The following is a 26191-nucleotide window of genomic DNA, read 5'->3' on the forward strand; positions in this document are numbered from 1 at the left end:
GGAGCATGAGATCGGCCCGCTTTGGGATCATGCTCCAATGCGGCCTCGCGACATGGAGGCCGCCAGTTGCCTAATGCCGCCCGCCTTCCAGATAGGCGGCACGAACTTCTGGATCGGCCAGCAAATCCCGGCCCGACCCGCTCATGGTCACGCGCCCGTTGACCATGACATAACCCCGGTCAGCCAGCTTCAGTGCACCGAACGCATTCTGCTCGACCAGGAAGACGGTAAGGCCTTCCGTCTTGTTGAGCTGGCGGATGGCATCGAAAATCTGGCGCACGATGAGAGGCGCAAGGCCAAGCGAAGGTTCGTCCAGAAGCAGGAGCTTGGGCCGCGCCATCAGCGCGCGCCCGATCGACAGCATCTGCTGTTCGCCGCCCGAGAGCGTGCCGCCGCGCTGGGACATGCGCTCCTTGAGGCGGGGAAACAGTGTGAAGACCTTTTCCACGTCCTCATCGAAATATTGCAGATTGTCCAGGCTCGCGCCCATCTGCAGATTTTCCAGCACCGTCATGCGCGGGAAAATGCGGCGTCCTTCCGGTGACTGGGCAATCCGCAGCCGTGCAATCTCATGCGTCGGCATGTGGGTGATGTCCGTGCCGGCAAAGGTGATGGTGCCGGCGCGTGCGCGCGGGTTGCCGAAGATCGTCATCATCAATGTCGACTTGCCGGCACCATTGGCGCCGATCAGCGCGACGATCTCGCCCTCATTGACGGCTACATCGACGCCGCCCAGGGCGCGGATATTGCCGTAATAGGTCTCGACTACCTCGACCTGGAGCAAAGGCTTTGCGGCCATTATTTACGCCCTCCGCTCTTGGCGGCCTTTGCCGCCGCCTTGGCCAGTGTCTTGGCTTGCCCGACCCAATCCTCACGCGCAATGCGCCCGTCAAAAGCCAGATAGGCCTCTGCGGCGGCGACATCGGCTTTCTTCCAGGCTGCGATCTGATCGAAGTGGAAGATGCCGTGCTCATTGAGCTTGCGCTGGTTCACCGGACCGATGCCCTTGATCTGGGTGAGCTGGTCCGGCACCCCGCCGCGCGGCGCCGAAAGGGTGTTGGACAGTTTTTTCGGCTCGTCTGACGGTTTTGCGGCGGCTTTCACAGAAGCAGCCTTCGGCTGTCTGGCAGGTGCGGCCGGCTTTGCTGCCGGCGCGGCCTTGGCCGTCGCCGATTTCGCTGCCGGTTTCGGGGAAGGGGCCTTTTTCATTGCGGGAGCAGCCGATGGGGCAGCCGCAGCCTTTGCCGCCTGTTTTTCCACCTGCTCTGCCTTGGATGCGCCGGGGGTTACCCGCACGAGTTCGCCGTGGCCGTTGCTGTGGCCGATCGTGTCGCTGATCGGCCCGGCCATGAGCGAAGAAGAGGCGGAAGGCCCGTGCTCGGGGTCCGGCTCGGCGTCGAGTTCATGGATGACCTGCTCGTCGCCCACCTCGGTCAGCACGGTCTCGACCTCCTCGTCGTCGACGCCGAGATAAGCGGCGATGACCTTCGGGTCGGCTCGCACCGTTTCCGGGTTTCCGTCGGAAATCTTGCGGCCATATTCGAGCACCACGACATGGTCGGATATCTGCATGACCACCGACATGTCATGCTCGATCAGCAGGATGGAGGTGCCGCTGTTGTCCTTGATGTCGTTGAGGAGCGTGTTGAGGGCCAGCGACTCCTTGGGGTTGAGGCCGGCGGCCGGCTCGTCGAGGCACAAAAGGTCCGGCTCGGTGCACATGGCGCGGGCGATTTCGAGCCGCCGCTGAGCACCATAGGGCAGGTCGCCTGCCGGATCGTCTGCGCGATCGATCAGATCGGCCTTCTCAAGCCAGAATTTCGCCAGTTCGATCGATTGGGCGGAGGCGGAATGGTATCCGCCGATGCCGAACAGGCCGAGCAGCGTGAAGCCAGAGGCCCGCATCAGCTTGTTGTGCTGCGCAACCAGCAGGTTTTCCAAGAGCGTCATGCCTGAGAACAGGCGAATGTTCTGGAACGTTCGGGCAACCTTGGCCTTCGCGGTGATGCGGAAATCCGGCATACGCTCCAGCAGGAATTCGTTGCCGTTGCGGCCATTCAACCGGATCATGCCTTCGGTCGGCTTGTAGAAGCCGGTGATGCAGTTGAACACAGTTGTCTTGCCCGCACCGTTCGGTCCGATCAGCGCGGTGATCTCGCCGCGCTTGGCCTGGAAGGACAGGTCGCCGATCGCGACCAGCCCGCCGAACTTCATCGACAGATGCTCGACCTCGAGGATCGGCTTGTTCATATCAGTCCCCGTTGTCATCAGCCGTGCCCCTCTTTGGTGAAGGCACTGGATACGGCTTTTCGTTCGTGCAGGAAGGCGGTCGGTTCGCGGCTGGAGACAAAGCCTCGCGGCTTCCAGACCATCACGATGACCATGGCGATGCCGAACAGCAGCATGCGATAAAGTTCCGGCGTGAAGTCAGGTCCGAAAATGACCTTCAGGAACTGCATTTCGCGCAGGATTTCCGTGCCGCCGATAGTGACGAGGGCTGCAATGGCGATGCCCGTCAGGGACCCCATGCCGCCGAGCACCACAATGGCGACGATGATCGCCGATTCGAGGAAGACGAAGGATTCGGGGCTGACGAAGCCCTGGCGCGCGGCAAAGAAGGCGCCGGCGAAACCGCCGAACATGGCGCCGATGGCAAAGGCCGTCAGCTTGGTGTTGGTGGTGTTGATGCCCAGCGAGCGGCAGGCGATTTCGTCCTCGCGCAAAGCTTCCCAGGCACGGCCCACGGGCAGGCGGCGCAGACGGATGGTGACGAAAGCTGTCAGCAGCGCCAGTAGAAGGATGAGGTAATAGAGGAATATCTTGTAGTAGACACCCGACTGGGCGATGTCGAACACCTTGGCGATGTAATAGGGCGATGAGATGTTGAAATCGAACAGGCCGAAAAACGTCACTTTCGGGATGCCCGAGACGCCGGCTGCGCCATTGGTAACCTCACGCCAGTTGATGATCACCAGGCGGATGATCTCACCGAAGGCGAGCGTCACGATCGCCAGATAGTCGCCGCGCAGGCGCAGCACCGGAAAGCCGAGGATGACGCCCCAGAAGGCAGCCATCAGGCCGGCGGCCGGCAGCAATATCCAGAATGACCAGCCGAACTGGGTGCCAAGCAGCGCGTAGCTGTAGGCGCCGACCGCGTAGAAGGCGACGTAGCCGAGATCGAGCAGGCCGGCCAGGCCGACCACGATGTTCAAGCCCCAGGCCAGCATCACATAGATCAGGACCTGGATGCCGAAATTGTCCACCCATTTCAGCGAGCCCTGCAGGCCGAACATCAGCACCATCAGGACGGGGTAGATGAACAGGAACAGCACCGCGAACTTGGTCCAGTTGCGCGCCAGATAGCTCTTCTCGGCGGCCTTGGGCGCGACACGCGCCTTTTGGAGTTTACGGCGCTCCAGCGCCGGACGCACGAACAGCACGTAGAGGAAGCGGCCGACCATGGTGAGCGCGACCAGCGAGGCCAGCAGCCCCCAGCGCTGTTCGATCACCAGCTCGTTGCGGATGTTCTGGTCAGTCTTGAGACCGACCAGCATGATGAACAGGCCAAGCGAGATCAGGCCGGCAAACAGCGACTCGCGAATGGCTGCGGCGAAAAGGCTGGATTCGCCCGAGTTCCTGGAAATGGTTCGTTCCATGGTGTCAGACCTTCTCCACTTCCGGCCGACCCAATATGCCCGAGGGCAGGAAGATCAGCACGATCGCCAGGATCGAGAAGGCGGCCACGTCCTTGTAGTCGATCGAGAAATAGGCCGACCACATGGATTCGATGAAGCCGATCAGCAATCCGCCGATCACAGCGCCGGGGATGGAGCCGATGCCGCCGAGAACGGCGGCCGTGAAAGCCTTCACGCCAGGCACGAAGCCATCGGAGAAGACCACCACGCCGTAGTACATCAGGAACAGCGTGCCGGCCACGGCGGCAAGCGCTGCGCCCATGATGAAGGTGATGGAAATGGTACGGTCGACGTCGATGCCGAGCAGGGCGGCCATCTTCATGTCCTGCTCGCAGGCGCGCTGGGCGCGGCCAAGCGAGGTGCGGTTGACGACATACCAGAATATCGCCAGCAGGATCGCCGTGACCACCACGATGATGATCTGCTTCAGCGAGATGCTGATTGTGTCGATCGTGTAGACCTTCGAGACCATGGGCGGGATGGGCTTGTTGCGCGGGCCCTGGGTCACCTGAACGAAATTGGACAGCGCGATCGACATGCCGATGGCCGTGATGAGCGGCGCCAGGCGGAACGAGCCGCGCAAGGGGCGATAGGCGACCTTTTCGATGGCCCAGTTGTAAAGGCTGGTCAGCAGTGCCGCCACGACCATCATGATCAGCAGGGCTACCGCAACGGGCACTGAGTAGAACAGCCCAAGCAGGAGCAGGAAGGTGATCAGCGCACCGAACGCACCAACCATGAAGACATCGCCATGGGCGAAGTTGATCATGCCGATGATGCCGTAGACCATCGTGTAGCCGATCGCGATCAGCCCATAGATGGACCCCAGCGTCAGCCCGTTGATAAGCTGCTGGATGAAATATTCCATATGGATGCGGCTCCCCTGGAATGTCGCCTCTCAGGCGCATTCCTTCTCGTATTGCCCCTAGTCGTAAAGTCCCGCAACGGGATTGCAAAGTCCTGACTCGAGCGCCCGACGAAATGTCCAGACTGCTTCAGATCGCTCGATCATGCTCCTCCCCCGGTAGCTGGATCGGCGCGGAAGCTAGCATTGGCACAGCGCAATGTCTTTGACAAATCAACACAACTTTCGTGGCCGATGGACGAATATCTCGATTTTCGGGGCAAAAACGACGAAAACTTGCATGGTGTGAGGCGGCATTTGTTTCTCTTCTGCCGGCCGCACTGTCAGATCACCACGAAGCCATGGGCGAAGGGATCGCGGTCATCGATGAAGATCGTGTTCAGCCCGGTCATGCGCGCCCAGCCGCCGATCGAGGGAATGATGGCGGGCTTTTGCGCTACCATCGTTTCGCTTTCGACGCGGCCCTTGAACAGCGAGCCGATGATCGATTCATGCACGAAATCCTCGCCGGCCTTCAGCCGTCCCTTGGCGTGGAGCTGGGCCATGCGCGCCGAGGTGCCGGTGCCGCAAGGCGAGCGGTCGATGGCTTTGTCGCCATAGAAGACGGCGTTGCGGGCGTGGGCTTGCGGGTTCTCGGGCGCGCCGGTCCACAGCATATGCGTCAGCCGGTTGATGCCGGGGTTCTGCGGATGCGCGAATGTGTATTTCTCGTTGAGCCGCTGCCTGACGACGGGGCTCCAGGCGATCAGATCGCCGGCCGAATGGTCGACCATATCACGATAATTTTCCTGCGGCTCGACGATTGCGTAGAAATTGCCGCCATAAGCGATGTCCACCTTCAGTTCGCCCAGCGTCGGGCATTCGACCGTCAGTCCTTCGGCATAGAGGAAGGACGGCACATTGGTGATGCGCACTTCCTCCACATGCTGGCCGACCTGCTTATACTCGGCAACAACGAGCCCGGCCGGTGTGTCGAGGCGAAGGACGCCTTGTGTCCTTGGCGTCACCAGACCGTGCTCGATGGCGAAGGTCACCGTTCCGATGGTGCCGTGCCCGCACATCGGCAGGCAGCCCGACGTTTCGATGAACAGGATAGCGATATCGCAATCCTCGCGTGTCGGCGGATAGAGGATCGAGCCCGACATCATGTCATGACCGCGCGGCTCGAACATCAGCCCGGTGCGGATCCAGTCATATTCGGCCAGGAAATGCGCGCGCCGCTCCATCATGGTGGCGCCTTCGAGCCGTGGGCCTCCGCCCGCGACCAGCCGGACCGGATTGCCGCAGGTGTGCCCGTCGATGCAGAAGAAGGAATGCCTTGCCATGATGTCTGCCACTTCAGAAACGTTGCGGTGAAAAGGGTGCGAGGTCAATCGCAGGATTGCGGCCGAGAACGAGGTCACGGATCAAAGCGCCTGTTGCAGCCGATTGGGTCAGGCCGAGATGGCCGTGGCCGAAGGCGTAGAAGACGTCGCTGCGGCCGCTGGCACGACTGATGACAGGGAGCGAATCCGGCAGTGACGGGCGATAGCCCATCCATTCGCGCCCACCGCTGGTGTCGAGGCCGGGCAGGAAGGTCTTTGCCTTGGCCAGCATCGCCTTGGCGCGGTCGAAATTGGGCTTGCGCTTGAGGCCGGCAAGTTCGACCGCGCCGCCAATGCGCAAGCCCGTCGCCAGCGGTGTCACGACGAAGCCGTGGCGGGAGAAGATGAGCTGGCGCTTCACGTCGAAGGCGCCGGCGGGCAGGGTGGTGTTGTAGCCGCGCTCGGTTTCGAGCGGCACAAGGTCGCCGAATTGCCGCGCCAGCAGATGCGACCAGGCGCCGGCGGCGATGATCAGCTTCTGTGCGGCGATCGTGCGTCCCTGGCGAAGCTGGATGGCGATATGCCCCTTGGCGGGCATTGCGAGCGCGACATCGCCCTGCGTGAATTTTGCGCCATGTTGCTCGGCGTGGCGCCAGATCGCCTGCCCAAGCAGTTTGGGGTCGGTAACGGTCTTCCAGCCCGGAACGAAGGTGCCGCGCACGAAGCCCGACCACAGGCCCGGTTGATGGGCTGCAAGCTCTTCCTGCTTAAGATGGCGGTATTCGATGCCGAACCGGTCGCGGGCCGCCCAGCCGGGCAGGGATGCCTCGAATTCGGCCTGGCTCTCGTAAAGCTCCAGCGAGCCGTCCTGGCGCAGCATGTGCCCGGTGCCCGAGCGTTCCATCAGTTCCGCCCATTCCGCCTCGGCGAGCTTCATCAGGGCAGCCTGGGCTTTGAGGCCGCCTTCATATTGAGAGGGGGCGCCAGCGCGCCAGAAGCGATAGAGCCAGGGTAGCAGGCGGGGAAGATAGGCGGGTGGGATGGCAAGCGGCCCGAGCGGATCGGCCAGCCATTTGGGAACCTGGGCAAGCATGCCCTTTTGGGCAAGCGGCAGAACGTCGGAGAAGGCGAAGGCGGCGGCGTTGCCCGAACTTGTCTCCTCGCAGATGCCGGTGCGGTCGATGACCTCCACCCGCAGCCCCGCCTCAGCCAGATGCGCTGCGATGGCGATGCCGACAATGCCGGCGCCGATCACCGCGATGTCATTTGCGCGATCCTTCCCAAACTCCATCGCCCCTCCCCTTGGCCGATGCCGGGTGCCGCTCCCGTCAGAAGGCCGGCAGCTCCGGCCTTGTGGCGAGTGCCTGCCTGATGATTTTTTCCGCCGCCTCGCGGCGCGCGCCGGTCAGCGGCAGGCGCGGCATCCGCACGCGGTCATTGGTGCCGATGGCGTGGACTTCTGCAAGCTTGATGTTTTGGACCAGATAGGTCGACACATCCAGATCGAGCAGCGGCCGGAACCAGCGATAGATGGCAAGCGCTTCGTCGCGGCGGCCTTGCTTCATCAACTGGTAGATTGCGACCGTCTCGCGCGGGAAGGCGGTGACCAGACCGGCGACCCAGCCGATGGCGCCGACGCTGAGCGCCTCGAAGGCGAGATTGTCGACGCCGGTGAACAGATCGAAGCGGTTTCCGAAGCGATTGATGATCTCAGTGGAGCGGCGGATGTCATCGGAGGATTCCTTGACCGCCACGAATAGCGGATCTTCCGCCAGTTCCTCCATGACGTCGACCGTCACGTCGACCCGGTAGGCGACGCGATTGGAATAGATCATCACCGGCAGGCCACCGGCGGTCGCGACCGCCTTCATGGTGGCGACGGTTTCTTGGCCGTTGGTGTGGTAGATCGGGCTCGGCACCACCATCAGGCCATCGGCACCGGCCGCTGCGGCCTTCCTGGCCATGGCGGCGCCATCGCGGGTGGCGGCCTCGTTGATGGTCATCAGAACCGGCTTGCCGCCGGCGACCGACAGCGCTGTCTTCAGGACGGCGAGCTTTTCATCCGCGGACAGCATGGGGCCTTCGCCGAGCGATCCGGCAACGACGATGCCGTCGCAGCCGGCTTTCAGCTGGAGAGCAAAGCAGCGCTCCATCTCGGCATGGTCGAGCTGGTCGTCTTCGGTGAATTTGGTCGTGACAGCAGGAAAAATTCCGGACCACATAACGATTCCTCCTCTGATATATCACTGATATATCAAGCTAGATCCCCTATGTCAATTGGCTTTCGAAGCTGATATATCATGAATCATGTCAGGGATTGCAGCATTGGAAACGAAGGAAACCGAGGCTAACGGTGCCGCCGAGCAGGCCGTGCCAGTGGCGGCTCGGGCCTATAGGGCGCTGGAACGGATGATCGTGACGCTTGAACTGGCGCCGGGCAGCCTGACCACGGAAGGCGCGTTGATAGAGAGGCTGTCGCTGGGGCGCACGCCCGTGCGCGAGGCAATCCAGCGGCTTGCCTGGGAGGGGTTGATCAATGTGCGCCCGCGCGCCGGCCTGGAGATTGCGCCGCTGCATGCGGCCGACTGGCTGCGGGTGCTTGATGCGCGGCGCGGGGTGGAGATCGTGCTGGCGCGTTCGGCCGCGCGGTTCCTGACGGCGGAGGCTGCCGCTCCGTTCCAGGTGACGGCTGTGGCCATGCACAATGCAGTGCTTGAAAACGACGTTCTGGGTTTCCTGGAAGCGGACAAGTCGCTTGACGAGGCACTGGCGCGCGCCGCCGACAATGATTTCGCTGTCCGGGTGGCGGCCCCGCTGCAGACCCACAGCCGGCGCTTCTGGTATCGCTTCCAGAGCGGCACGGGGCTTGCGGAATCGGCCGGCAACCACGTCACATTGATCCGGGCGATCCTTTCGCGGGATGAAGAGGCGGCCGGGGTGGAGGCCGACCGGCTGATGTCGCTGCTGCGGCTGCATGCCCAGGCCGCGGCGATGCGCTGAACTGCTGCTGGCCGCCGTTCGTCCGAGCGGACTCATGCCTGACGGTAAGACAATGGCTTATGCTCAGGCTTCGACGCCGGCGATCATCGTGCTTTCCCAATTGTTGCCGGCAGCCACGATGCAACTTCTTCCGGTCACGTCAGTGACGATGATGGTCCAGGTGCCGCTTTCGGCGACAAATATCTCCATCACCGCCACATTGCCGATCAGGCCGAAGGCGAACTGCCGTTCCTGATATTTTTCAACCAGCCGCGCCACGAGGACGGAATGGTCGACGCAGGGTCCTGTTTGCGCATCTGCGACATTGAGACTTACCGCCGCGAACACGGCAACAAGCACACCCTTCATCCATACGATCAGTGATTTGCGTGCCATGAGGCACCTCCTTTACCGTCGCGTCCCGGCAAAGGAAGGCACATGCGGCCGCCTCGCTTCACCGGTACGGTTCAGGTTTCGACGTCGTCATAGCGTCGCTCCTTTTCCGTGTTCCGGGTCGTTCGAGTGGGAACGATATGTGTTCCCACTATGTTCTATATGGTGACGGCTTTCGTTCGCCGCAAGCAGCAAACAAAAGCCGCGGGCTGATGGGCCCGCGGCTGCAAATGATTACCTTTTGGATCGCCAGCTTATGATGCCAGCGGCGTCACTTCATGGTCGGCATGGCGAACTCGGCGCCTTCCTTGGCGCCTTGCCGCGCGCCCGCAGCCGGAGGCGAGGACGCGCAGACCTAAGAAGCGTCAGGCGTCACTTCATGGTCGGCATGGCGAACTCGGCGCCTTCCTTGACGCCCGACGGCCAGCGCGAGGTGACCGTCTTGGTCTTGGTGTAGAAGCGAACCGAGTCCGGACCGTACTGGTTGAGATCGCCGAAGCCCGACTTCTTCCAGCCGCCGAAAGTGTAATAGGCGACCGGCACCGGGATCGGGACGTTGATGCCGACCATGCCGACCTGCACGCGGGAAGCGAAGTCGCGGGCAGCGTCGCCGTCGCGGGTGAAAATGGCAACGCCATTGCCATATTCATGCTCGGAAGGCAGCCGCACCGCCTCTTCGAAGTCATGCGCGCGCACCACCGAAAGCACGGGGCCGAAGATCTCTTCCTTGTAGATGCGCATGTCAGGCGTAACGTCGTCGAACAGGCAGCCGCCCATATAGAAGCCGTTTTCATAGCCCTGCATCTTGAAGCCGCGGCCGTCGACAACGAGCTTGGCGCCTTCCTGGATGCCGAGATCGACATATCCCTTGACGCGCTCCAGTGCCTGCTTGGTCACCAGCGGGCCAAAATCGGCAGACGGGTCGGTCGAGGGGCCGATCTTCAGGCTTTCGACACGCGGGATAAGCTTTTCCACCAGCCTGTCAGCCGTTGCCTTGCCGACGGGCACCGCAACGGAGACGGCCATGCAGCGTTCGCCGGCAGCACCGTAGCCGGCGCCTACCAGTGCGTCGACGGCCTGGTCCAGGTCGGCGTCGGGCATGATGATCATGTGGTTCTTGGCGCCGCCGAAGCACTGAACGCGCTTGCCGTTGGCGCAGCCGCGCGAATAGATGTACTGCGCGATCGAGGACGAGCCGACGAAGCCGACTGCGGAAATATCCTCATGGTCGAGGATGGCGTCGACCGCTTCCTTGTCGCCATTGACGACATTGAGGATGCCATCGGGCAGACCGGCTTCGGTCATCAGTTCGGCGAGCTTCATCGGCACGCCCGGATCACGCTCGGACGGCTTGAGGATGAAGGCGTTGCCGCAGGCGATCGCCGGGGCGAACTTCCACATCGGGATCATTGCCGGGAAGTTGAACGGGGTGATGCCGGCCACCACGCCGAGCGGCTGGCGGATCGAGTAGAGGTCGATGCCAGGGCCGGCGCCTTCCGTATATTCCCCCTTCATCAGATGCGGGATGCCGAGCGCGAATTCGACGACCTCGACACCGCGCAGGATGTCGCCCTTGGCATCCGGAATGGTCTTGCCGTGTTCGCGGGCAAGAAGCTCGGCGAGCGCGTCATTGTCGCGGGCCACCAGTTCGAGGAACTTCATGAAGACGCGCGCGCGGCGCTGCGGGTTGGTCGCCGCCCAGGCCGGCTGGGCCGCCTTGGCATTGGCGACGGCAGCATCAAGCTCGGCCTTGGAGGCCAGCGCCACCTTGGCGCGCACCGTGCCGTCCAGCGGCTGGAAGACGTCGGCGTCTCGTCCGCTCGTGCCGGCGACGTGCTTGCCGCCAATATAATGACCGTATTCGACCATGGCTTTCTCCCTGGGATGATGATTGGGTTGTCGCATTCTCCCGCTTTGCACCGGCTATTGCAACGCCAGACGACAAGCACCCGTTGTGCAAAAAATCATATACTGGCATTATCGCGCTTTATTTGCCGCAAACTGGATATTGGCTGGGGGGATGCCGATGAACTGGGACGATGTGCGCATTTTCCTCGCGGTCGCCCGCGCCGGCCAGATCCTGGGCGCGTCGCGCCGGCTGGAGTTGAACCATGCCACTGTGTCGCGCCGGGTAGCCGCGCTCGAAGACTCTCTCAAGACAAAACTGTTTCGCCGGCTAACAACGGGAAGCGAGCTTACTCCCGCCGGCGAGCGCTTTCTGGAGGTCGCCGAGCGCATGGAAGCCGATATGATCACCGCGCGGGCCGAAATATCGGGAGAAGGCGAGGAGGTCTCCGGCACGGTGCGGATCGGTGCGCCCGACGGCATCGGGGTGGCCTTCCTGGCGCCGCGGCTCGGCCGGCTGACGGCACTTCACCGCGATCTGAAGATCCAGCTCGTCCCGGTGCCGCGCTCGTTTTCGCTGTCGCGGCGGGAGGCCGATATCGCCATCACAGTCGAGCGGCCGACGGAGGGGCGGCTGGTAGCCGCAAAGCTGGTCGACTACACGCTGGGGCTGTTTGCGGCGCGCGCCTATGTCGAAGAGCACGGCCTGCCGCAGACGGTTGCCGATCTTTCCGCGCATCGCCTCGTCGGCTATGTGCCAGACCTGGTCGCCAGTCCTTCGCTCGACTATGCCGCAGAATTCAGCCCGCGCTGGGATGCGCGGTTCTCGATCTCTTCCAGCCTAGGGCAGACGGAGGCAGTGCGCTGCGGTGCGGGCATCGGCATGCTGCATACCTTCATTGCGCGCTCCATTCCCGAACTGGTGCCGGTGCCGGCCGCCGCGCCGATCCGCCGCGCTTATTGGCTGGTCTACCATGAATCGATGCGCCCGCTGCGCCGCATTCAGACAGTGGCCGGCTACATCACCAAGGAAGTGGAACAGGCGCGGGCGCTGTTCATCTGAACGCTTGACCGTTCGGCCTCGGTAAGGCATCGAACGCCGACCCCATCTGCCGCCCGAGTCGCGGCCCATCATCCGGAGACGAAAATTGGCCGACGAGATCACCGAAACCAGCCAGACCGTAGCCGCAGGCCAGCTTCGCGCCTTCATCGAGCGTGTCGAGCGCCTGGAGGAAGAAAAGCAGACCATCGCCGACGATATCAAGGAAGTCTTTGCCGAAATGAAGGGCACGGGCTTCGACACCAAGGCGGTGCGCACAATCATCCGGCTGCGCAAGAAGGACCAGGCCGAGCGCCAGGAAGAAGAGGCGATCCTCGATCTCTACAAGGCCGCCCTCGGCATGGAGTGATCCTCCTCGCCTGCCTTCAGATCGGGTAGGTTTCGCCCAGGACGGCGATTTCCTGTTCCGCAACAAAAAAGGCTCGCCACCGGCGAGCCTTTTTCAAATGTCTGGTCCGCAATCAGGCGCGGATATCTTCCTCATGAATGAGGCTGCGCTTCGACGTTTCCGGCATGCACAGGACCACGAGCAGCACAGCCACCGAAATCACCGCCATATAGACTGCCGGCGCGATCTTGCTTCCGGTCTGCATGACGAGCCACACGCCGAGGAAGGGCGCGGTGCCGCCGAAGATCGTATAGGCCATATTGTAGCTGACGGCCGAGGCGCTGAAACGGGTGCGGGTTGGGAAGAGCTCGAGGAGTGCAATCCCGACAGGGCCCCAGAACAGGCCGCAGCCAAAGGCAAGCAGGCTTTGGCCGAGAACCGCCGACAGCAGGCTTCCTTGCGATGCCAGCAGATAGGCCGGGATGCAAACCAGCGCATTGATGATGACGCCTGCCAGCAGCAGGGGCTTTCGCCCGAAAGTGTCGGACAGGCGGCCACCCAGGATCATCACCAGGAAGGCGACGAACAGCGCAATGCTGTTGGAGATCAGGGCCGAGTTGCTGTCGAGCCCGACGGTCGTGGTCAGATAGCTCACGAAATAGCCGGACAGCGTATAAAAGCCGAGGCTGGAGAAGGCGGCCAGCGCGAAGCTGAAGGCCATCTGCTGCTTCTGGCTCTGGACGGCATCACGCAGCGGCGTGGAAGCCACGCGTTTTGCCGCCTGCGTCGCCTTGAAGGCAGGGGATTCATCGACCTTGTTGCGGATATAGAGGCCGATAAGCGCGAGAGGGCCGCCGATCAGGAACGGGATACGCCAGCCCCAGGAAGCATAGTCGTCGCCGCTCAGGATGTTGGTCAGTAACAGCACAAACAGCGCGGCCACGATGGGCGGGATATTGGCGAAGGAATAGGTGAAGGCAACATAGAGGCCGCGCTTCTCGGCCGGCGCGTGCTCGGCCACGAAGGAGTTGGAGCCGACCGTCTCGCCAGCGGCCGACAGACCCTGGATCAGGCGGCAGACCACCAGCAGGATGGGCGCCATGATGCCGATCTGCGCATAGGTGGGCAAAAGGCCGATGGCGACGGTTGCGCCGCCCATCATCAGGATCACCAGCGACAGGACCTGCCGGCGGCCGATCCGGTCGCCGAGGCTGCCGAACACGAAGCCGCCGAGCGGCCGCATGATGAAGCCGACGGCATAGACCGCAAATGTCGACAGCAGCGCCGCCGCGGGGTCGGTGTTGGGGAAGAAAAGCTTTGCGATGATCGCGGCCGAATAGGCGTAGATCACGAAGTCGTACCATTCGACGAATTGGCCGATCGCGGCAGAGCCGAGCACTCTGCGCATTGCCGATGATTGAGCGGTGGCGGTCATTTGAGGCGATGCCATCCCTATGTTGCCGGACATTTATTTTCTCCAGTTCTTTCGTTGTTGCCAGCGGTCATGCGCGCTGCGCAATTGCGTAGCGGCGATGTCCAAGGCAGGGGAGGACTTCCCGAACCTTGGCGAGGCGATCCGTATCGATTGTCGTGATGGCAAGGCCCTCGCCGGCCGGAACCGTGCTGACCGGGATGCCGTTCGGGTCGAGGATCATGCTCAGTCCCACCGAAGACGGAGCCGGCTGGCAGGATGCGGCGACGAAGCAGGTATTCTCGATCGCGCGCGCCTTCAGCAGGGTTTCCCAATGGAATTCCTTCAGGGGACCCGGAACCCAGCCGGATGAGACGAGAAGCACATCCGCTCCGCGGTCGATCAGGGCGCGGCTCATCTCGGGAAAGCGGATATCGTAGCAGTTGAGCAGGCCGAAGCGGAAACCTGCGAGATCGAAGGTAACCAGTTCGCCGAAATCGGGCTGGAGCTTCGCCGGCTCGTTCTTTTCCGACTCCTTGTAATGGAAGGCGTCGTAGAGATGGAGTTTCTGGTAACGGCCGAGCCAGGCGCCATCCGGACCGACGGCGACCATCATGTTCCTCGCCAGATGGCCTTCGCCCTTGCTGTAGGTGCCGGCGACGATGGCGATCTTGTGCTGCAGGGCAATTGCCTCAAGGCGGCTTTCGCAATGCTCGCCGTGCTCATTGGCCATGCGGGCAAGACGTTCGGCGGACGCTGAATATTCATACATCACGGCTTCCGGGAACACGATGAGTTCGGCCCCCTTGCCGGCTGCCTGCGCCGCCAGCGCCTCGATCGCGGCCAGGTTCTTGTCGATATCCGCCGTTCCGGCGACTTGCGCCGCCGCCACCGTCACCCGATTGCCTGTACTGGTCATGAAGCCACGATCCTCCAACTGTTCAAATTCGGCGGATTTGACAGAAACGCCCTATCGGAGTCTAAGATCAAATTGCGCGTAATTGATAACTACAGAGCATTTATGTATGCGGCTTCCTGACCTTACCCGTCTGCGTTATTTCGTTGCGGTGGCAGATACGCTCAACTTCCGCCAGGCGTCGGAACTGCTGAATATCGCGCAGCCGGCGGTCAGTCGTGCCATCCAGATGCTTGAAGCCGAGCTGGGCTACAAGCTTTTGGCCCGGACGACACGTCGGGTCACCCTGACGGAAGCAGGTGCCGTTCTGGCGCGCGATGCAAGGCAGGCGATGCAGCTTCTCGAGCGCTCCGTTCGCCATTCACGACAGCTCGCGTCAGGCAAGGCCGGCGAGATAATCGCGGCCTATTCGGCCCAGGCAGCGCATGGCCCGATGGCAGACATCGTGATCAGGTTCAGGAACGCATTGCCTTCGGCGTCGGTAAGCCTCTACCAGATGGCCTCGCACGAGCAGTTGCAGGCCATCGAGAGCGGTCAGGTCGATCTCGGCTTCATGCTGTCGGCCGCCTGCAAACCACCCTTGAGCCATCTTCGTGTCGTCACCGAGCGCTTCGTGCTTCTGGTGTCGCGATACCATCCGTTCTCCGACCGCGGTTCCGTTGCCCTCAGCGAGGTCAAGGATGCGCAATTCGTCATGGGTACAAACAAGCGCTGGGAAACCTTTCGTACCCTCGTCAACAGCGCCTGCCTCACCGCCGGCTTCCTGCCGACGATCGTCGAGGAGGCCGATGACGTGCCTGTCTTGCTGCAACTCGTTTCCTTGCAGCGCGGGGTCACCCTCTACGGATCGGCGATCACCGCAACCTTGCCGCCGGATGTCGTTGCAGTTCCGGTCAGCGATCCGCAGGCGGCGTTCGATATCGGCATCGCCTGGGATGCAAGGCGGCAGACGCCCCTGGCCAGCGAGTTCATTTCCTTCGTGGAGATGCAGTTGGCGGGCGATGTCCAGCTTTCACCACCAGTCACACCCTCGGCTCTCAAGGCGTGATGCTGGATTCGGCATCGACCGATTTGATGATGGCTTTACTGCCAAAAGCACCGACCGGGCACGATGCTCGCGTGCTAGAGAGCGCGGCATAGTCCGTCTCATTCGTGCAAGCTTCGGGGTTTGTTCGCATGCTGCCAGGCAAAGGGTGTCTCCTCGCAACAATGGCCGCCCTGATTGCCGGGGCGGTATCGGCTTTCAGCACGCCCGCGCGGGCTGAAAGCGACCTCGCCGGTCGCTGGAGCGGCAACTACAATTGTGGCATCGAAACGACGATGACGCTCGAGGTTTCAGAAAAGGATGGGCTGCTCGACGGCGTCTTCTCTTTCGATGCGCAGGGGCAAAGCGGCAGCTATCGCATGGCTGGCCGCCTCCAGCCGGATCGCCGCTTCACATTCGTTCCGCGCGAATGGATTAAGCGGCCGGACGGCTTCACCGCGCTTGGCATCACCGGAATCCTGAATGAGAACAACCGGCTGATCGAAGGCCGGTTGTCGCCCTGCATGCCGGGGGATTTCAAGGCTGCCCGCGCCATGCCCGAGGCAGAGCGCTCGGCTGCCATGGCGCCGCCGCAGCCGCTCCAGACCGGGGCGCTGAGCGGCATTTGGGCCGGCGGCATCGGCTGCCGCATGAACCGGCGCGGCAACACTGAAACCTACCCGCTGGAACTGCAGGTCATTGCGGACGGCGATGGCGTAGGCGCGTTCGGGCATATCCGGATATACAAGAAGCGCAACAGCGGAGCAGGCCCGGCCTTCGATCAATTCATGCTCCTTTCCGGTCGCCAGGACGGCACTTCGCTCACCCTCGAAAATCCGCTCATGGTCGACCGGGGTGGCGCACAGGCGCAGCTCAAGGGCCTTGCGGGCAACATCGGAACGGACTCCATCGAAGGCCAGGTCAGCATGAGCGGTTGCGAGACCGTTTCGCTGAAGCGAAAGGGTGCGTTGCAGCAGGTTGCCGTGCCAGCGACGCTGGCCGGCACCTGGATGGGGACTGCGGGACGGCAGAACGAAACCTCCGTGATCTTGCATGCCATGCCTGATGCCGATCCGCCCTTCTTCGAGTTGCAGGCGACTTATCCAGCAAATCTGCCCGATGCCGAACGCGACAGGCTGCGGCTCGCGCTTGTGCCGGTCGTCGAGCAGGACGGGCGGCTCTTGTTGATGCCTGTTTCCAGGCGGGAGGCGACAGGGGTCTTCGGCACCGGTTCGGGGCCGGTAAGACACGCCCTTGGCCAATGGCGCGGGGTGTTGGTGTCTGCCGGCTCAAACGAGAGCGTCGAATTGCGGGGGCTGGCGCGCGAGAGCGATGTTGCGGCTGCGGCCGGAAGCCCGCAAGCGCTGCAGAACACGATCCGGCTCACGCGGCCGACGAAACAGCAGCAGGAAGCCGTGGCGAGCGGCGAGGCACCGCCCATCGATTTCGGCGGCTCGATCGCTGGGGCGCTTGCCGCCGCACCATCCCGCGAGGCGCAGTGCCGTGTGCTTGAAACATGGCTCAAACCCTTCGAGGGGGGATTGAATATCGACCGCATGAGCCTGGACGCCGTGCTGGCGGGGTTGATCGGTGCGTTCGCCGACGAGGCTTTCGAGCCGGTGTTCGGGTTGCCCTTCCTGCTGACCATCCAGGAGGAGCGCGGTGCGGTGGCGAGGTTGATCCGCGACACGTGCCGTAGCGCGATGCGCATGCGGATGGTTGGCGTGGTGGGTGATTTCGTGCTGAGCACCGAGCACCAGTTCACCGGCATGACCACGCTGATGGCCGACCGGACCGAAACAGGCGGATGGATGGCGCGCCTGCAGGAGGAACTGCGCGACTTGCCCCAGGATCAGTCCGGGCTCGATCGTATCAACGGGATGCGCGCGGATATGGCCAAGCGCAGGCGCGACCTGACCGATACCCAGGCCAAGGAGGTCGAGGCGGCGATCGCCAGGCGGGAAAACGATGTGAAACTCGCCATGCTGCTGGCGGAGGTGGCAGCCTTGCCGGAAACCGGCTTCGAGCAGGGGAACCTCAACCGCGTCTTTGCGCTGCTGAAACGGGCGCAGGCATCCGGGCTGGACAATCAGAGCCTGGGCAAGCTGCGCGAGGGTGCGGAAGCGAAGGCCCGCAGCCTGCTTGACGGGCCACTGCGGGAGGCTGCCGGCCTGGCCGCCACGCTTCCGATGTCGCTTGAGGGCATGAGGCTTGGAAACGAGGCGATGGGCCGGTTCCGCCCCTACCGGCGGGGGATGGAGGAGTGGTTCGGCACGATCGATGGCGCCGGCGTCCTGCATCCGCTCTATTCGCGGCTGGAGGAAATCCGCAACGATGCCGGGGTGAAGTCGGCCTTTCGCGAGAAGCTTCTGGAGGTGGCGACAGGACCGGATGCCGAAGCCATCGTACGCAACACGGCGGCAGCCTATGTCGAACCTGAGGAAACTCACCGATACCCCGAATATGCCGCCCTCATCGATGAGGTCGCGCTGGTGGCGGAAGTTCGTGCGATCTCGATCGTGGACGATTCCGGCAGCCCGCAGCCCGGCGAACCGACGGCCGAGGAAATCGCGCGTTTCGCCCTGCAAAGGGTGCGCGACTACAATGCGCAGCAGGCGGCCAAGGACGATGCCTGTCTGTCCGGTCAGGTTTCGGACCCGGTCCAGGCAATGTTGTGCCTGACGTCTCCAGCCCTCTACACCGGGCAGAAGGGATTTGGCGCCCGCCTGATTGCGGTGCGCAAGATCGGGTGCGTTCCCGAGGTGTCCGACATCCAGTATCGCTGCACCTTCACGCAGGAAATCCAGATCAACATGCCGGGTGGCGAGGCCTATGGCGGAAACACGCTCTCGCAGATGGCCCGGCAGATGAGCAGCGGCGAAGCCGTTGACGCGCGGTTCAGCCGCGCCGCTGGCGGCGGATGGAATATCGTCTGGGGCGACCTGCAATGACGGCGAAAAAGAGCTCCTGCCGTCCGGGGACTGCGTTCTATGCCGGCTGGAAATTCAGCGCCACGCCGTTGACGCAATAGCGCAGGCCGGTCGGCGGCGGGCCATCCTCGAAGATGTGGCCGAGGTGACTGCCGCAGTTTGCGCAGTGAACCTCCGTGCGCACCATCCCGTAGCTGCGATCGACTGTCGTGGCGACGGACCCGTCGATCGGATCGTTGAAGCTCGGCCAGCCGGTGCCGCTTTCGAATTTCAGCTTGGATTCAAACAAGGGCTGGTCGCATCCCGCACAACTGAAAGTGCCGGCGCGATGCTCGTGCAGCAGCGCGCAGCTTCCCGGCCGCTCGGTGCCGTGGCTGCGCATGACGGCATATTGCTCCGGCGTCAGGCGCTGGCGCCATTCGGCCTCTGTGCGGGTGACGGGATAGGTCTGTACGTCCATGCTTTGCCTCCTTCGGCGGCTTGAGCGGATCGTGCCCGGCTGCCAGTCTGTTATCGTCAAGATAGGCATTCAGGAGCCATCGCGCACGGATTTTCTTGGGGGTGGCGCTCAGTGCTTGCGGGACAATTCGCGCATGGCGCTTTCCAGCCCCGAAAGCGTGAGCGGATACATGCGCTGGGCAAAGATGTCGCGGATCATGCCGATGGAGTGGGTGTAGCCCCAGTGTTTCTGCGGCGTCGGGTTGAGCCAGACGGCATTCGGCCACTGGGCAAGCACGCGCTGCAGCCAGACCGCGCCGGGCTCGGGATTCCAGTGCTCGACCGATCCGCCGGCATAGGCAATCTCGTAAGGGCTCATGGCGGCGTCGCCGACGAAGATGACGTGATAGTCGTGGCCATATTTGTGCAGCACGTCGAAGGTCGGGATGGTCTGCGAATGGCGGCGCAGATTGTCCTTCCACACACCTTCGTAAAGGCAGTTGTGGAAGTAGAAATATTCCATGTGCTTGAACTCGGCGCGCGCGGCCGAAAACAGTTCCTCGACTGCCTTGATGTGGTCGTCCATCGAGCCGCCGACATCGAAGAACATCAAGAGCTTGACGGCGTTGCGCCGCTCGGGGCGGGTGCGCACGTCCAGATAGCCATGCTCGGCGGTGGCGTGGATGGTACCGGGCAGGTCGAATTCTTCCTGCGCGCCCTCGCGCACCCAGCGGCGAAGCCGCTTTAGAGCAACCTTGATGTTGCGGGTGCCGATTTCCACGCCGTCGTCGAAATTGCGGAATTCGCGCTTGTCCCAGACCTTCACCGCACGGCGATGCCGGCTTTCATGCTGGCCGATGCGCACGCCCTCGGGATTGTAGCCATAGGCGCCGAAGGGCGAGGTGCCGGCGGTGCCGATCCATTTGGAGCCGCCCTGGTGGCGCCCCCTCTGCTCCTCCAGCCGTGCTTTAAGCGTCTCCATCAGCTTGTCGAAGCCGCCCAGCGCCTCGACCAGTCTCTTCTCCTCCTCGCTGAGATGCTTTTCGGCCAACCGCCGCAGCCATTCCTCCGGCAGGCCGGCGACATCGACGGCGGCTTCGCCTGACACCGCTTCAACGCCCTTGAAGACATGGGAGAAAACCTGATCGAAGCGGTCGATATGGCGTTCGTCCTTCACAAGCGAGGAGCGCGCCAGATAGTAAAAGCCCTCGACATCGTAATCGACCAGCCCGGCCTCCATGGCTTCGAGCAGCGACAGATATTCCCTGAGCGAAACGGGGACCTTTGCTGCCTTCAGTTCGAGGAAGAAGGGAATGAACATGGGCGGCACTTTGCTTTGCATCGGCGTCCGGGGCAAGGCCGGCGGCGGCGTGATGTAAACGGAAACTTAGGATTCAGTCTTTCTTGGTAATTTATCGTTAGGACTTCCGCTAGCGGGCCGGGGGCGATGGCATCGCCGCGGCGAATTGTTTTGCGTACGGGTTGCCATGCATCGTTTCAACGTGCCTTTTGTCCTGTCCATCTGCCTTGTTGTTGCCGGCTGCACCTCCAGCCGCATGGACGAGATTCTCTCGCCGTCGTCGGAGACGACCAGTTCGATCAGCCGGCCGGACGTGCCGACCCCCACGGTTGCGGTGGGCGCGGTCAAGCCGGTGGAGGCTGCGGCGGCGGTCGGGGTCGCGGCACTCATGCCCCAGCCCGCCGTGCCCGAGCCTTTCGAGGCATCGATGCCGCTGGCGGGCATGCCCGTTCCGGCGGCAAGGCCGGTGGCGATGCTGGCGCCCGACATGCCGGCGGTGGGGACCGCACCGCGGATGCGCGGCAAGATCTACAGCCGCCAGTTTCGCGATGCCAAGCCGATCAATTTCGGCTCGCGCTCGCCGCGCTCATTGCCAGTTCACGGCGTTGACGTTTCGCGCTGGCAAGGCGAGATCGACTGGCCGAAGCTGCGCAGCCAGGGCGCGAACTTCGCCTATATCAAGGCCACCGATGGCGGCGACCACCTCGATCCGATGTTCCGGAAGAACTGGCGTGCGGCGCACGAGGCCGGGCTGAAGCGCGGTGCCTATCATTTCTTCTACTGGTGCCGCGTGGCCAGCGAACAGGCCGACTGGTTCATCCGCAATGTGCCGAAGGTTCCAGGCGCGCTGCCGCCGGTGATCGACGTCGAGTACAATGGCGAGTCAAGCTGCAAGCGACGCCTGTCGCGCGCCAAGGTGCTTGAAAAAATGCAGGTCTTTATGGACAGGCTGGAGCGGCATTACGGCCAGCGCCCGATCATCTACACCGCCCCGGATTTCTATAGCGACAATCTGGAAGGGGCATTCCCCAACCATCACTTCTGGCTGCGCTCGGTGGCCGCGCATCCGTCCAAGGTCTATCCCGGCCGCAAATGGCTGTTCTGGCAATATTCCGGTTCCGGCCTGTCGCATGGCGTGACCGGCCGCATCGACCTCAACGCCTTCCATGGCAGCGAGGATGAGTGGCACCGCTGGGCATCGGGGACGCGCGGTTGACGGCGGGGCTGCTTCCGTCTCAGACCCTCATGCGCGGGCCAGCCATTTTGCCGCGAGCATGCCGGCAAACATCGCCGGCACGAAGATGAGCGTGCCGGTTTCGGCAAAGCCCAGCGAGGTCAGCGCCGGGCCGGGGCAGAAGCCGCCCAGACCCCAGCCAAGGCCGAAGATCGCAGCACCCGCGACGAGGCGGCCATCGATTGCGCTGCGCTTAGGCAGCTGGAAGTCAGGCGCCAGCAACGGCCGCTTCCGGCCGAGCACGACGCGGTAGCCGAAGAAGGCGACGATGACCGCGCCGCCCATGACGAAAGCCAGAGACGGGTCCCAAGTGCCGGCAAGATCGAGGAAATTGAGCACTTTGGCCGGATCGGCCATGCCGGAGATCACGAGGCCGACGCCGAACAGCAGGCCAAGCAGCAGGTTGACGATGAAGCTCATGGCCGGTCCTTCAGGCAAGATGACGGACGACAAAGACGGTGGCGATGGCCACCGCCATGAACACCAGCGTGGCCACCAGTGAGCGCGGCGACAGGCGCGCCAGGCCGCAGACACCATGGCCGCTGGTGCAGCCGCTGCCATAGACACTGCCGAAACCGACCAGCAGGCCGGCAATGAGCATCAGCGGCAGGTTGGACGAGACGGTCTGGACGACCGGCGCGCCGGACACCAGGGCGTCAAGCAGCGGAGCGAGGACGAGCCCGAGCACGAAGCCCAGCCGCGATAGCACCCCGCCTTTGTGATAGGGCGGCAGCAAGCGCGCAGCGATGCCGCTGATGCCGGCGATGCGGCCCTCCAGCGCCATCAGCAGCACGGCGCTGAGGCCGATGAGCGCCCCGCCGATAAGCGATGCGACGGGGGTGAATTCAGTCATTCGATGTCTCCGATTGGTGGTGCCGGGTTGCAGCCTTCATTTGGGGATTGAAGCCGGGTGGCTCAAACGAGCAGATCGTCACATGGCTTTCATCCGCCGTGCGAGGCCGGTCCTCACCCCTGGCGTCTGGCCATGAAGGCGAGGCGCTCGAACAGATGCACGTCCTGTTCGTTCTTCAGCAGCGCGCCATGCAGTTTGGGCAGGGCGTTCTTGGGGTCGGCGCGCAGATCGGCCGGATCGACGTCGTCGGCGACGAGCAGCCTGATCCAGTCGAGTGCCTCGGAGGTGGACGGCTTCTTCTTCAACCCCGGCACGTCACGGATTTCGTAGAACTGAGTCAGGGCCGCGCTGACCAGCTTCTGCTTGATGCCCGGATAGTGCACCTCGACGATCCGGCGCAGCGTGTCGGCGTCGGGAAAGCGAATATAGTGGAAGAAGCAGCGGCGCAGGAAGGCGTCGGGCAGTTCCTTCTCATTGTTGGAGGTGATGATGACGATGGGGCGCACCGAGGCCTTGATCGTCTCTCCGGTCTCGTAGACGAAGAATTCGTTGCGATCGAGTTCCTGCAGCAGGTCGTTTGGGAATTCGATGTCGGCCTTGTCGATCTCGTCGATCAGGAGCACCACCTTGCGTCCAGCCGCGAAGGCATCCCACAATTTGCCGCGCCTGATGTAATTGTGGATGTCGTTGAAGCGATCGTCGCCGAGCTGGCTGTCGCGCAGGCGCGAAACGGCGTCATATTCATATAGGCCCTGCTGCGCCCTGGTGGTCGACTTGATGTTCCATTCGATCAGTTCGAGGCCAAGGGCGGCTGCCACCTGGCGGGCAAGCTCGGTCTTGCCGGTGCCGGGCTCGCCCTTGACCAGAAGCGGCCGCTCTAGCGCGATCGCGGCATTGACCGCCACCATCAGATCCTTTTCGGCGACATAGGCCGAGGTGCCTTCAAAACGCATTCCAGACTCCAGTTTCCTGCCGGCGCGACAGTAGGGATGGCAAAGCGAGGGGGCAAGGGTCTTGCGTCGGGTGTGCCCTCGCAGGATAAAGGTTCCTCTCCCCAGAGGGGCGAGGAACCCAGGTTCTGAAAGGTCTTGGCCACAGTTTTCCGTTGCCACGCCCGCAAATGCGTCTGGTGGTCTTTGCCCCGCCCTCTCCATCTCGCTCCGCCCCTCTCCATCTCGCTCCGCCCCTCTCCGTCTCGGCTTCGCCTCGACACCTCTCCCCAGAGGGGCGAGGAACCCAGGTTCTGAAAGGTCTTGGCCACGGTTTTCCGTTGCCACGCCCGCAAAATGCGTCTGGCCATTGTCAAAGAACATGGGAAGCGGGGCGCGAGGGCCTTGCCGTCCTAAGTTGTGTTATGTGGCGCGACCTTCGCGCCCCGCCGGTGTTCTTGCCTTGAGTTCGGGATGCCGGCTCCTGCCGGCAAAGCCGCCCTCCAAGGCCCGGACCTGAGGGCTCATCACCCAGCAACGCCACCATCGCGTCACCGATCCGGCACCGTCCCCTCCACGCTCATCCGGTTCATGACCCGTGTTCCCGCGAGGGCGATGCNGCGAGGGCGATGCGGGGATTATGAGCGCACAAGCGCAAGGCGGGGATGAGAAAGTGCCGCGTGGGTGGGCACAGGCAGGTGTGGCAAGGGGTTGCGGGCCGGGGTGGATGGATTCTGTCCACGCTTTTTGTGCTTGGAAAAATATGCGCCGACAGTATGCCAGGTCGGTCTATGCCACTGGCATGGGCGGCGCGGAGGCTCTATATTCATCCGCGACGGTCTGCGCCTCGCGACAGGAGACATATTCCCCGGGGCCTTAACGATCCTCAGGGAGCTGTCCCTGGGAAGACCCGTGGGTTTTCTCATACGGCGCCCACCTACTTATGTAGGTTCCCGGGATCGCTTCTCCACCGGTTGCGTGGATCGTCACTTCCCATCTGCGGAGCCGATATAGGGCTGCCCGAAGGCGGCCATCTCGCCCGCGCGCTCGCGATAAACCGCAGGCGCGGCGATTGTGCCGCAACGCCGTTTCATGCCATGTTCGCGGGCATGGCCGCTGTCCGTCCTGGAACGGAACACGGCCGGATTGTCCGATTCACCTGTTTTCGCGCGCATGATCCCCTTGAAAGAACAGAAGAAACAGTTGCGGCAGCTGGCCTTGGCGCGTCGCGACGCATTGCCGGTGACGTGGCGCATCGAGGTGTCACTCGACATGGCCAGGGCTGCGGAACGGATCGACTTCGATCCAGGCACCGCGGTTTCCGGGTTCTGGCCGATGCGCTCGGAAGCCGACCTGCGGCCACTGATGGATGCGCTGCGCCAGAAGGGCGCGCGGCTCTGCCTGCCAGCCATATTGGACAAGACCACCATCGTTTTCCGCGAACTGGTGCGCGGCGCCGAACTGGTCGAGATGGGCTACGGCACCACTGGACCGGGCGAGGAGGCGGCGGTGCTCGACCCCGCAATCATGCTGATACCGCTTTCGGCCTTCGACGCGCGCGGGCACCGCATCGGCTATGGCGCGGGCTATTACGACCGCGCCATTGAGCGGCTGCACGGCAGGGGGCTGAAGCCGCGCCTGATCGGAGTTGCCTTCGAATGCCAGCAGGTGCCGCTGGTTCCCGAAGAGCCGCATGATGTCGTACTCGACGAAATACTGACGGAAAGCGGCTTGCGCGGCTTCGAGGACGGGGCCTAGAAGGAGGTTCCTTCACCAAGCAACCGGCCCGCTGGTGCTTTCCTGCTTCGCGATCCCTGTTCAGGATGCAACCCGATGAGACTTCTTTTCCTTGGCGACATGGTAGGCAAGAGCGGCCGCACCGCCGTCTGGGAAAGGCTGCCGGGACTGATCTCGGACTACCGGCTCGATTTCGTCATCGTCAATGGCGAGAACGCGGCGGGCGGCTTCGGCATAACCGAGGATATTTTTCGCGAGACGCTGGATGCCGGAGCCGATGTGGTGACGACCGGCAACCATGTGTGGGACCAGCGCGAGGCGCTTAGTTTCGCGCCGCGCGAGGAACGCTTCCTGCGGCCGGCCAATTTTCCCAAAGGCACGCCGGGGCGCGGCTCGGGCGTCTATCTCGCCAGGAACGGGGCGCGCGTGATGGTGGCCAATATCATGGGCCGGGTGTTCATGCATCCGGAACTGGACGATCCGTTCCAGGCCGGCGAGCGCGAGCTTGCCGCCTGTCCGCTTGGCGAACAGGCCGATGCGGTGGTGATCGATTTCCATGCCGAGGCGACGAGCGAGAAAATGTGCTTTGCCCATTTCGTCGACGGGCGCGCCAGCCTGGTCGTCGGCACCCATACCCACCAGCCGACCGCCGACCACCAGATCCTCAACGGCGGCACCGGCTATCTCACCGATGCGGGCATGTGCGGCGACTATGATTCCTCGCTCGGCATGGACAAGGAGGAGCCGCTCAACCGCTTCCTGTCGAAAGTGCCCAAGGGGCGCTTCGAGGCGGCGAGCGGACCGGCGACGATCTGCGGGTTGGCGGTGGAGATTTCCGACCGCACGGGCCTGACCGAAAAGATCGCGCCGCTGCGTCTGGGGCCGCGCCTGGAAGAAACCGCGCCTAATTTCTGGGCCTGACATTGACGGAGGGGAACCGCGCTCCTACC

At 63.1% G+C, this 26191-nt stretch carries 25 protein-coding genes and 1 other RNA gene; 9 read left to right on the forward strand and 17 right to left on the reverse strand.

Going from position 1 to position 26191, the window contains the following annotated elements; genetic code table 11:
• Nucleotides 1–70: 70 nt before the first annotated feature.
• From EET67_RS06110 to EET67_RS06140, 7 genes are all read right to left on the reverse strand, one after another.
• Nucleotides 71–799 (reverse strand): ABC transporter ATP-binding protein, encoded by a 729-nt coding sequence (locus EET67_RS06110; RefSeq protein WP_128625342.1) that lies wholly within the window; start codon nt 797–799, stop codon nt 71–73.
• On the reverse strand, nt 799–2268 hold the full coding sequence (locus EET67_RS06115) for an ATP-binding cassette domain-containing protein (RefSeq protein ID WP_128625343.1): 1470 nt from the start codon (nt 2266–2268) through the stop codon (nt 799–801). Before EET67_RS06115 ends, EET67_RS06110 begins: the two co-directional genes overlap by 1 nt.
• Nucleotides 2268–3656 (reverse strand): high-affinity branched-chain amino acid ABC transporter permease LivM, encoded by a 1389-nt coding sequence (gene livM, locus EET67_RS06120; RefSeq protein ID WP_128625344.1) that lies wholly within the window; start codon nt 3654–3656, stop codon nt 2268–2270. The genes EET67_RS06115 and livM overlap by 1 nt, the downstream gene beginning before the upstream one ends.
• Nucleotides 3657–3660: 4 nt before the next feature.
• The gene (locus EET67_RS06125; protein WP_128625345.1) at nt 3661–4563 is read right to left on the reverse strand and encodes a branched-chain amino acid ABC transporter permease; all 903 of its coding nucleotides are present in this window, start codon (nt 4561–4563) and stop codon (nt 3661–3663) included.
• Between the two features lie 320 nt (nt 4564–4883).
• Nucleotides 4884–5885: a 4-hydroxyproline epimerase gene (locus EET67_RS06130; RefSeq protein ID WP_128625346.1), complete on the reverse strand. Its 1002-nt coding sequence runs from the start codon at nt 5883–5885 to the stop codon at nt 4884–4886.
• A 13-nt stretch (nt 5886–5898) separates the two neighbouring features.
• Nucleotides 5899–7155 carry an NAD(P)/FAD-dependent oxidoreductase gene (locus EET67_RS06135; RefSeq protein ID WP_128625347.1) on the reverse strand — a complete coding sequence of 419 codons (1257 nt, stop codon included), beginning with the start codon at nt 7153–7155 and terminating at the stop codon, nt 5899–5901.
• A gap of 37 nt (nt 7156–7192) precedes the next feature.
• Entirely contained in the window at nt 7193–8086 is an 894-nt protein-coding gene (locus tag EET67_RS06140) for a dihydrodipicolinate synthase family protein (RefSeq protein WP_128625348.1), read from the reverse strand.
• Nucleotides 8087–8171: 85 nt separating this feature from the next.
• Here EET67_RS06140 and EET67_RS06145 point away from each other — a divergent pair, with 85 nt between their 5' ends.
• Nucleotides 8172–8864, forward strand: coding sequence for a GntR family transcriptional regulator (locus EET67_RS06145; RefSeq protein ID WP_128625349.1), 693 nt, complete (start codon nt 8172–8174; stop codon nt 8862–8864).
• Nucleotides 8865–8927: 63 nt separating this feature from the next.
• Here the strand turns inward: EET67_RS06145 and EET67_RS06150 are convergent, their stop codons facing one another.
• Both EET67_RS06150 and EET67_RS06155 read right to left on the reverse strand, forming a co-directional pair.
• Complete coding sequence (locus EET67_RS06150; protein WP_128625350.1) at nt 8928–9239, reverse strand: hypothetical protein; 312 nt, start codon at nt 9237–9239, stop codon at nt 8928–8930.
• 369 nt (nt 9240–9608) lie between these two features.
• Complete coding sequence (locus EET67_RS06155) at nt 9609–11105, reverse strand: CoA-acylating methylmalonate-semialdehyde dehydrogenase (protein ID WP_128625351.1); 1497 nt, start codon at nt 11103–11105, stop codon at nt 9609–9611.
• A 157-nt stretch (nt 11106–11262) separates the two neighbouring features.
• Between EET67_RS06155 and EET67_RS06160 the strand changes: the two genes are divergently transcribed.
• Both EET67_RS06160 and EET67_RS06165 read left to right on the forward strand, forming a co-directional pair.
• Nucleotides 11263–12144, forward strand: a complete 882-nt coding sequence (locus EET67_RS06160) for a LysR family transcriptional regulator (protein ID WP_128625352.1) — start codon at nt 11263–11265, stop codon at nt 12142–12144.
• Between the two features lie 85 nt (nt 12145–12229).
• Nucleotides 12230–12490: a DUF2312 domain-containing protein gene (locus tag EET67_RS06165; protein ID WP_008834845.1), complete on the forward strand. Its 261-nt coding sequence runs from the start codon at nt 12230–12232 to the stop codon at nt 12488–12490.
• Nucleotides 12491–12602: 112 nt separating this feature from the next.
• On the opposite strand, the gene EET67_RS06170 is transcribed toward EET67_RS06165, so the two are convergent.
• Both EET67_RS06170 and EET67_RS06175 read right to left on the reverse strand, forming a co-directional pair.
• A complete protein-coding gene (locus tag EET67_RS06170) occupies nt 12603–13937 on the reverse strand; it encodes an MFS transporter (protein WP_128625353.1) in 1335 nt (444 codons plus the stop codon).
• 34 nt (nt 13938–13971) lie between these two features.
• On the reverse strand, nt 13972–14799 hold the full coding sequence (locus EET67_RS06175) for a nitrilase-related carbon-nitrogen hydrolase (protein WP_128625354.1): 828 nt from the start codon (nt 14797–14799) through the stop codon (nt 13972–13974).
• Between the two features lie 106 nt (nt 14800–14905).
• On the opposite strand from EET67_RS06175, the gene EET67_RS06180 reads away from it, so the two are divergent.
• Nucleotides 14906–15844 carry a LysR family transcriptional regulator gene (locus EET67_RS06180; RefSeq protein WP_128625355.1) on the forward strand — a complete coding sequence of 313 codons (939 nt, stop codon included), beginning with the start codon at nt 14906–14908 and terminating at the stop codon, nt 15842–15844.
• Between the two features lie 161 nt (nt 15845–16005).
• Complete coding sequence (locus EET67_RS06185; RefSeq protein WP_128625356.1) at nt 16006–18771, forward strand: hypothetical protein; 2766 nt, start codon at nt 16006–16008, stop codon at nt 18769–18771.
• 37 nt (nt 18772–18808) lie between these two features.
• Here EET67_RS06185 and msrB read toward each other — a convergent pair whose 3' ends face one another.
• The gene (msrB, locus tag EET67_RS06190; RefSeq protein ID WP_128625357.1) at nt 18809–19210 is read right to left on the reverse strand and encodes a peptide-methionine (R)-S-oxide reductase MsrB; all 402 of its coding nucleotides are present in this window, start codon (nt 19208–19210) and stop codon (nt 18809–18811) included.
• Between the two features lie 108 nt (nt 19211–19318).
• Nucleotides 19319–20509, reverse strand: coding sequence for a vWA domain-containing protein (locus EET67_RS06195; RefSeq protein WP_128625358.1), 1191 nt, complete (start codon nt 20507–20509; stop codon nt 19319–19321).
• 166 nt (nt 20510–20675) lie between these two features.
• Here EET67_RS06195 and EET67_RS06200 point away from each other — a divergent pair, with 166 nt between their 5' ends.
• On the forward strand, nt 20676–21704 hold the full coding sequence (locus tag EET67_RS06200; RefSeq protein WP_128625359.1) for a glycoside hydrolase family 25 protein: 1029 nt from the start codon (nt 20676–20678) through the stop codon (nt 21702–21704).
• A gap of 27 nt (nt 21705–21731) precedes the next feature.
• Here EET67_RS06200 and EET67_RS06205 read toward each other — a convergent pair whose 3' ends face one another.
• From EET67_RS06205 to EET67_RS06215, 3 genes are all read right to left on the reverse strand, one after another.
• Complete coding sequence (locus EET67_RS06205) at nt 21732–22142, reverse strand: DUF6691 family protein (protein ID WP_128625360.1); 411 nt, start codon at nt 22140–22142, stop codon at nt 21732–21734.
• A 10-nt stretch (nt 22143–22152) separates the two neighbouring features.
• Nucleotides 22153–22575: a YeeE/YedE family protein gene (locus EET67_RS06210; protein WP_128625361.1), complete on the reverse strand. Its 423-nt coding sequence runs from the start codon at nt 22573–22575 to the stop codon at nt 22153–22155.
• Nucleotides 22576–22688: 113 nt separating this feature from the next.
• Nucleotides 22689–23528, reverse strand: a complete 840-nt coding sequence (locus tag EET67_RS06215; RefSeq protein WP_128625362.1) for an AAA family ATPase — start codon at nt 23526–23528, stop codon at nt 22689–22691.
• An 810-nt stretch (nt 23529–24338) separates the two neighbouring features.
• On the opposite strand from EET67_RS06215, the gene ssrS reads away from it, so the two are divergent.
• Nucleotides 24339–24493, forward strand: a non-coding RNA gene (ssrS, locus tag EET67_RS06220) — 6S RNA.
• On the opposite strand, the gene EET67_RS25560 is transcribed toward ssrS, so the two are convergent.
• Nucleotides 24491–24679 carry a hypothetical protein gene (locus EET67_RS25560; protein WP_165899800.1) on the reverse strand — a complete coding sequence of 63 codons (189 nt, stop codon included), beginning with the start codon at nt 24677–24679 and terminating at the stop codon, nt 24491–24493. The genes ssrS and EET67_RS25560 overlap by 3 nt on opposite strands.
• On the opposite strand from EET67_RS25560, the gene EET67_RS06225 reads away from it, so the two are divergent.
• Both EET67_RS06225 and EET67_RS06230 read left to right on the forward strand, forming a co-directional pair.
• Nucleotides 24678–25262: a 5-formyltetrahydrofolate cyclo-ligase gene (locus tag EET67_RS06225; protein WP_128625384.1), complete on the forward strand. Its 585-nt coding sequence runs from the start codon at nt 24678–24680 to the stop codon at nt 25260–25262. The genes EET67_RS25560 and EET67_RS06225 overlap by 2 nt on opposite strands.
• Nucleotides 25263–25337: 75 nt before the next feature.
• Nucleotides 25338–26162 (forward strand): TIGR00282 family metallophosphoesterase, encoded by an 825-nt coding sequence (locus EET67_RS06230; protein ID WP_128625363.1) that lies wholly within the window; start codon nt 25338–25340, stop codon nt 26160–26162.
• The last annotated feature ends 29 nt before the right edge of the window (nt 26163–26191 follow it).

The organism is Borborobacter arsenicus (genome assembly GCF_003934165.1).
In the GTDB taxonomy this organism is placed as follows: domain Bacteria; phylum Pseudomonadota; class Alphaproteobacteria; order Rhizobiales; family Rhizobiaceae; genus Pseudaminobacter; species Pseudaminobacter arsenicus.